Raw genomic sequence first — 6541 nt, 5'->3', positions numbered from 1 at the left:
CGCAGCGCCCTGCGCCGCATCGTCGACGCCGAGGAGCGCGCCACCGCGGCGGGGGACCACCGCGACGCGATCCGCCTGTCCGGCGAGTTCCACCTGGCGCTGGCGCGTGCCAGCGGCAACCCGCTGTTCGTGCGCATGATCGAGGAACTGCTGCCGACCACCTCGCTGCTGATGGCGCTGTACAAGGCGCCGGGCGAGCCGATGTGCGTCGCCCATGGCCACCGCGCGTTGCTCGACTCGCTGCAGGGCGCGACGGCTGCGGGGGCCGCCGCCGAGATGCGCCGCCACCTCAACGAGATCGAGCGATCATTGGACACCCCGGCCGTGCGCGCGGCGCCGGCCCTGCGCGATGTGTTCGCGCCCTACCGGGAGTCCTGATGCCTGCTCCAGCAAGACGCTTCGGCCCGCTCCGCGGCCACGGCCGCTTCGACTATTCCGCCATCGGCGAGCGCTTGCGCTTCACCTGGCCGGGCGGCGCCAAGCTGGCCTTCTACATCGGCTTCAACATCGAACACTTCGCTTTCGGCGAAGGACTCGGTGCGACGCTGGCGCCCTCGGCGCCGCTCGACGTGCTGAACTACACGTGGCGCGAGTACGGCAACCGCGTCGGTGTGTGGCGCTGCCTGGACCTGTTCGACGACCTCTCGCTGCCGGTCGGCGCGCTGGTCAACACGGCGCTGTACGACCACTGCCCGCAGGTCGTGCAGGCCTTCGCGGAGCGCGGGGACGAGTTGATCGGCCACGGCCACAGCAACGCCGAGCGGCAGGGCGGCTGGCCGGAGGCCGATGAACGTGCGCTGCTGCTGCACTGCCGCGAGCGCATGCGCGAGGCGCAGGGCCGCGCGCCGCAGGGCTGGCTGTCGCCGTGGATCTCCGAGAGCCCGCTGACGCCCGATCTGCTCCAGGAGACCGGCTACCGCTACACGCTGAACTGGTGCCACGACGACCAGCCGGTGCCGATGCGCACGCGCAGCGGCGGCACGCTGTGGTCCGTGCCCTACCCGCAGGAACTCAACGACATCCCGATGATTGTGGCGCGCCAGATGGACGGCAAGGACTTCGCGCAGATGATCGTCGACCAGTTCGACGAGATGCTCGAACAGACGCAGCGCGGCGACGACGCCCCCGCGCTGGTGATGGGCCTGGCGCTGCACCCCTACCTGGTCGGCCAGCCCTACCGGCTGCGCCACCTGCGCCGTGCGCTGAAGCACATCGTCGGCCGCCCGGACAGCGAGGTCTGGGTGACCACGCCGGGGGCCATCGTCGATGCGGTGGCCGGCCCGGCGGCTTGATTCGCGGCAAGCTGCCGCCATCTGCGGAACTGCGGGCAACGGTGCGCCGCAGGAGTCGACACGATGATCGAATCGGTGACGCTGGTCTCGGCCAGTCCCTGGTGGTGGCTGCTCGCGATCTCGCTGATGGCGGTGGGGCTGGCCGGTGTGATCCTGCCGGTGCTGCCGGGGGCCATCCTCGTTCTGGCCGGTGCCGCGCTGGGCGCGTGGATCGATGGCTTCGCCAAGGTGTCGGGCTGGACGGTCGGCGTCATCGCCGTGCTCGCCGTGCTGGCCTGGGCGACCGACTACGTGGCCGCCCTGCTCGGCGCGAAGAAGGCCGGCGCCAGCCCGGCGGCCGTGGCCGGCGCGGCGATCGGCACGGTGCTCGGCATCCTGATGGGCTTCGTCGGCCTGCTGTTCATGCCGCTGGTCGGCGCGGCCGCCGGCGAGTACTGGCACCAGCAGCGCCGCAACGGCGGCTTCGCCAGCGCGGCCGACCATGCGATGGCCGGCCGCCAGGCGGCGCGCGTCGGCGTGGCCACCTGGATCGGCCAGTTGCTCGGCACCGTCGTGAAGGTGGTGCTGGTGTTCCTGATGATCGGCGTGTTCGCCGTCGCCTACATGGTTTAGCCGGTCAGGGCGCTCAGGTTGGCGAGGTCATGCCGGCGAGAACCGGTAGACGCCGTCGTCGCCGCGCGTCCGGCGCAGTTCGCCGCGGTGCCACAGCGCGTTCAGGTGCGCGATCGATTCGCCCATCGCGAAGGTGGTCTGGTGCAGGTCCAGCGGCCGGCGGAACAGCACCGGCAGCAGGCTGGCCGCCGTCTGCGGCTCGCGTGCGCAGGCGGCGCGCAGGTCGGCGAAACGCTCGTCATGGTGGGCGGCGAGCTGGCCGATGCGCGCGTGCAGGCCGCGGAAGGGCTTGCCGTGTGAGGGCAGCACCAGCGTGTCGGCGGGCAGCGCCTCCAGGCGCGCTATCGAGTCGAGGTACAGCGGCAGCGGGTCGGCCTCGGGCTCGAGGTCGATCACGCTGACGTTGGTCGAGATGCGCGGCAGCACCATGTCGCCGCTGATCAGAACGCCCAGCGCGCGGCTGTGCAGCGCGATGTGCTCCGGCGCGTGGCCGTAGCCGGCGTGGCAGCGCCAGTCGTGATCGCCGATGCGCAGTTCGGCACCGTCCATCAGGCGGCGAAAGCGCACCGGCACCTGAGGCACCATGCTCGCGTAGTAGTTGCTGCGCCGGCGCACCTTCTCCACCGCCTCCGGGTCGGCCAGGCCATGGCTGGCCATGAAGGCGGCCGCATCGTCGCCGCCGAAGCCGGTGGTCGACTGGCTGGCCAGCCGCGCGGCGTTGAAGTCGGTCGCGCTGATCCACAGCCGCACGCCGAAACGTTCGGTCAGCCAGTGCGCCAGGCCGATGTGGTCGGGGTGCATGTGGGTGACGATCACGCGCAGCACCGGCAGGCCCTGCAGCTCGTTCGCGAACACCTGCTCCCAGGCGGTGCGGGTGGCGTCGCTGGCGATGCCGCAGTCGACGATCGCCCAGCCTTCGCGGCCGGCCTCGTCGCGGTCACGCAGCAGCCACAGGTTGATGTGGTCCAGCGCAAAGGGCAGCGGCATGCGCAGCCAGCGCACGCCCGGGGCGACCTCGAGCGTCGCGCCGATGGTTGGCAGGGTGTCGCCGAAGGGGTAGAGGAGCTGGGCTTCGTCGAGGTTCATGGGGGCGGGCTTCGCTACACTTGACGTAAACGTCAACCGAGCCAGTGTAAGTCGCCATGCCCGCAGCCGCTGTCTCCCAAGCGTCGCCCCCCTCCGCCGTGACCTACACCATCGGCGAGCTGGCGCGCGAATTCGACCTGACCACCCGCGCGATCCGCTTCTACGAGGACTGCGGGCTGATCACGCCGCAGCGCAGCGGGCGCAACCGCGTCTACACCGCACGTGACCGCACGCGGCTCAAGCTGACGCTGCGCGGCAAGCGCCTCGGCCTGACACTCGCGGAAGTGAAGGAACTCGTCGACATGTACGAGTCGCCGCGCGACACCCAGCCGCAGCTGAAGAAATTCCTCGTCGTGCTGGCGGCGCACCGCGCACAGCTCGAGCAGCAGATGGCCGACCTCGACGCCACGCTCGACGAGGTGCGCGCCCACGAGAAGGAAGCGCGCCGCCTGCTTGCCGAGGGCGAACGGCGCAAGGCCGGCTGAGTGCGTCTGGCCGGCCTACTTTGCCGGCGGCTGCATCATCGGGCACTGCGTGCCGCCGGACATGCCCATGCTCCGGTGGTGCTCGGCCATCAGCGCCTGGCGCTCCTCCGGCGTCTTCGCCGCAGCCATCTTCTGCTGCATGTCGGCGTGCATCGGGCAGGCACCGCCCGGGCCGGCTCCGGCGCCATGCATGCCGTGCATGCCGTGACCGTGCCCGGCGCAACCGCCGAGAAGCAGCGCAGCCGCGATGGCGGTGGCCCAGGTCTGTGCGCGAACGAACGTGATCATCGCCATCTCCACGGCGCGACAGGTGGCGCCAGTGCGAGCAATCTAGACGCGACGCGTGCGCCGGCGCTTGCTTTCCGACAAGCGCCGCCGCGGAACTTGTTCAGCTGCGTCGGCGCAGCAGCGCGTGCAGCGCGATAGCGCCGAAGGTGGCGGTGCCGATGCCGCCGAGCGCAAAGCTCGTCGATTCGCCGCCGAACTTCAGCGTGTAGTCCCCCGTGCCCAGCACCAGCGTCACCGCGGCGACGATCAGGTTGGTGTTGTCCGAGAAGTCGACCTTGTTGTCGACCCAGATCTTCGCGCCGGCCACCGCGATCAGACCGAACACGACGATCGACACGCCGCCCATCACCGCCAGTGGAATGGCCTGGATCAGTGCGCCGAACTTCGGGCTGAAGCCGAGCAGGATGGCGATCAGCGCGGCGACGACGAACATCGCCGTCGAGTAGATCTTGGTGGCGGCCATCACGCCGATGTTCTCGGCGTAGGTGGTCACGCCGGTGCCGCCGGAGGCACCCGAGACCATGGTCGCCACGCCGTCACCGACGAAGGCGCGGCCCATGTACGGGTCGAGGTCGCGCCCGGTCATTGCGCTGACGGCCTTGATGTGCCCGAGGTTCTCGGCCACGAGGATGATCGCCACCGGGGCGATCAGCAGCATGGCCTTGCCGTCGAACACCGGCGCGGCGAAGTTCGGCGCGCCGAACCAGGCGGCGTTGGCCAGGCCGGCCAGGTCGATCGGCTTGCCCAGGCCGAGGCCGTTGGTGAGGACCGCATAGACGATGCTGGCCAGGATCAGGCCGACGAGGATCAGCAGGCGCTGCGTCATGCCGCGCGTGTACACGGCCACGAGGCCGACGCTGACGAAGGTCACTGCCTGCATCCAGGCGTCGAAGCCGGTCGGCGCCATGTTCTTGATCGGGATGCCGGCGAGGTTCAGGCCGATCACCGCAACCACCGCGCCGGTGACCACCGGCGGCATCAGCGACTCGATCCACTTCGTGCCGATGCCCATCACCAGCACGCCGATCAGCGTGTACAGCGCGCCGCAGGCGATGATGCCGCCCAGCGCGACGCCGAGGTTGGCGTTCGGCCCCGGGCCGGCGTAGCCGGTGGCGGCGATGACCACGCCGATGAAGGCGAAGCTCGAGCCCAGGTAGCTCGGCACCCGGCCGCCGACCATCACGAAGAAGATCAGCGTGCCGATGCCGCTCATCAGGATGGCGACGTTGGGGTCGAAGCCCATCAGGATCGGGGCGAGCACGGTGGCGCCGAACATCGCGATCACATGCTGCACGCCCAGCGCCGCGGTCTGCGGCCAGGGCAGGCGCTCGTCGGGGGCGACCACGGCGCCGGGGGTGGCAGCGACTTCTCGCCATTGCGGGAACAGGCTCATGGGGGATCTCCTCATCGTGTTTGTTGTGTGCCGCCGGTGGGCAGCCGCGGCAGTGTAGGGGGATGCACCGAAAGCGTGCGACCGGACTCATGGCTATGATTAACGTTTACGTAAACGTCAATCAAGCGCCACCACGGAGCGAGCGATGAAGCCTCACGACGATGCCTACGCCCAGCGCACCCGCGACTCCTTCGCCCGCCAGGCCGCGATGGCCACGCTGGGGGCGACGCTGGAGTCGGTCGAACCCGGCCGCGTGGTGCTGGCAATGGCGCACAAGGACACGCTGACGCAGCAGCATGGCTTCATCCATGCCGGCATGGTCTCGTGTGCGCTCGACTCGGCCTGCGGCTACGCGGCGTTTTCACTGATGCCTGACGACGCCGCGGTGCTCACCATCGAGTTCAAGATCAACCTGATCGCGCCGGCGCGCGGGCCGCGCTTCCGCTTCGAGGGTGTGGTGATCAAGCCGGGGCGAACCATCAGCGTGGTCGACGGGCGGGCGACGCAGCACGACGAAGATGGATCGAACCAGAAGCTGATCGCCACGATGACCGCGACGATCATGACGGTGCGCGGCCGCGAGGCGCTCAAACACTAGGACACCAGGAGACGAAGCCATGAACCTTCCAGGCCTGAACTTCCAGCTCGGCGAGGACATCGACGCGCTGCGCGACGCGGTGCGTGCCTTCGCCGATGCCGAGATCGCGCCGCGCGCAGGCGAGATCGACAAGTCGGACCAGTTCCCGATGGACCTGTGGCGCAAGATGGGCGAACTCGGCGTGCTCGGCATCACCGTGCCGGAGGAGTACGGCGGCGCCGGCATGGGCTACCTCGCGCACATGATCGCGATGGAGGAGATCAGCCGCGCCAGCGCCTCGGTGGGCCTGTCCTACGGCGCGCACAGCAACCTGTGCGTCAACCAGATCAAGCGCAACGGCAGCGAGGCGCAGCGCCGCAGGTACCTGCCGAAGCTGATCAGCGGCGAGCATGTCGGCGCGCTGGCGATGAGCGAGCCGGGCGCCGGCTCCGACGTCATCAGCATGAAGCTGAAGGCGCAGGACAAGGGCGGCTACTACCTGCTCAACGGCACCAAGATGTGGATCACCAACGGCCCGGACGCCGACACCATGGTGGTCTACGCCAAGACCGAGCCCGAACTGGGCGCGCGCGGCGTCACCGCCTTCATCGTCGAGAAGGGCATGAAGGGTTTCAGCACCGCGCAGAAGCTCGACAAGCTGGGCATGCGCGGCAGCCACACCGGCGAGATGGTGTTCAACAACGTCGAGGTGCCGGCGGAGAACGTGCTGGGCTCGCTCAACGGCGGCGCCAAGGTGCTGATGTCGGGCCTGGACTACGAGCGCGCGGTGCTCGCCGCCGGCCCGATC

The 6541-nt window shown here is 69.7% G+C and carries 9 protein-coding genes; 6 read left to right on the top strand and 3 right to left on the bottom strand.

Annotated features, from left to right (window positions below):
- From AAG801_RS39345 to AAG801_RS39335, 3 genes are all read left to right on the top strand, one after another.
- On the top strand, window positions 1-378 hold a 378-nt coding region (locus tag AAG801_RS39345), incomplete at its 5' end, for an FCD domain-containing protein (protein WP_341893311.1).
- On the top strand, window positions 378-1292 hold the full coding sequence (locus AAG801_RS39340; RefSeq protein WP_341893310.1) for a polysaccharide deacetylase family protein: 915 nt from the start codon (window positions 378-380) through the stop codon (window positions 1290-1292). The genes AAG801_RS39345 and AAG801_RS39340, both read left to right, overlap by 1 nt.
- A gap of 63 nt (window positions 1293-1355) precedes the next feature.
- Window positions 1356-1904 carry a DUF456 domain-containing protein gene (locus AAG801_RS39335; protein WP_341893309.1) on the top strand — a complete coding sequence of 183 codons (549 nt, stop codon included), beginning with the start codon at window positions 1356-1358 and terminating at the stop codon, window positions 1902-1904.
- A gap of 27 nt (window positions 1905-1931) precedes the next feature.
- On the opposite strand, the gene AAG801_RS39330 is transcribed toward AAG801_RS39335, so the two are convergent.
- Window positions 1932-2990 carry an MBL fold metallo-hydrolase gene (locus AAG801_RS39330; protein WP_341893308.1) on the bottom strand — a complete coding sequence of 353 codons (1059 nt, stop codon included), beginning with the start codon at window positions 2988-2990 and terminating at the stop codon, window positions 1932-1934.
- Between the two features lie 56 nt (window positions 2991-3046).
- Here AAG801_RS39330 and AAG801_RS39325 point away from each other — a divergent pair, with 56 nt between their 5' ends.
- Window positions 3047-3475, top strand: coding sequence for a MerR family DNA-binding transcriptional regulator (locus tag AAG801_RS39325; RefSeq protein WP_341893307.1), 429 nt, complete (start codon window positions 3047-3049; stop codon window positions 3473-3475).
- 15 nt (window positions 3476-3490) lie between these two features.
- Here the strand turns inward: AAG801_RS39325 and AAG801_RS39320 are convergent, their stop codons facing one another.
- On the bottom strand, window positions 3491-3763 hold the full coding sequence (locus AAG801_RS39320; RefSeq protein ID WP_341893306.1) for a hypothetical protein: 273 nt from the start codon (window positions 3761-3763) through the stop codon (window positions 3491-3493).
- 100 nt (window positions 3764-3863) lie between these two features.
- Entirely contained in the window at window positions 3864-5156 is a 1293-nt protein-coding gene (locus AAG801_RS39315) for a solute carrier family 23 protein (RefSeq protein WP_341893305.1), read from the bottom strand.
- A gap of 145 nt (window positions 5157-5301) precedes the next feature.
- Between AAG801_RS39315 and AAG801_RS39310 the strand changes: the two genes are divergently transcribed.
- Together AAG801_RS39310 and AAG801_RS39305 are read left to right on the top strand one after the other, a co-directional pair.
- Window positions 5302-5754, top strand: coding sequence for a PaaI family thioesterase (locus tag AAG801_RS39310; protein ID WP_341893304.1), 453 nt, complete (start codon window positions 5302-5304; stop codon window positions 5752-5754).
- Between the two features lie 19 nt (window positions 5755-5773).
- Window positions 5774-6541, top strand: a 768-nt coding sequence (locus AAG801_RS39305; RefSeq protein ID WP_341893303.1) for an acyl-CoA dehydrogenase family protein, incomplete at its 3' end; no start/stop codon positions are given.

The organism is Variovorax sp. YR752, from assembly GCF_943372545.1.
This window is presented reverse-complemented; position numbering and strand designations above follow the sequence as displayed.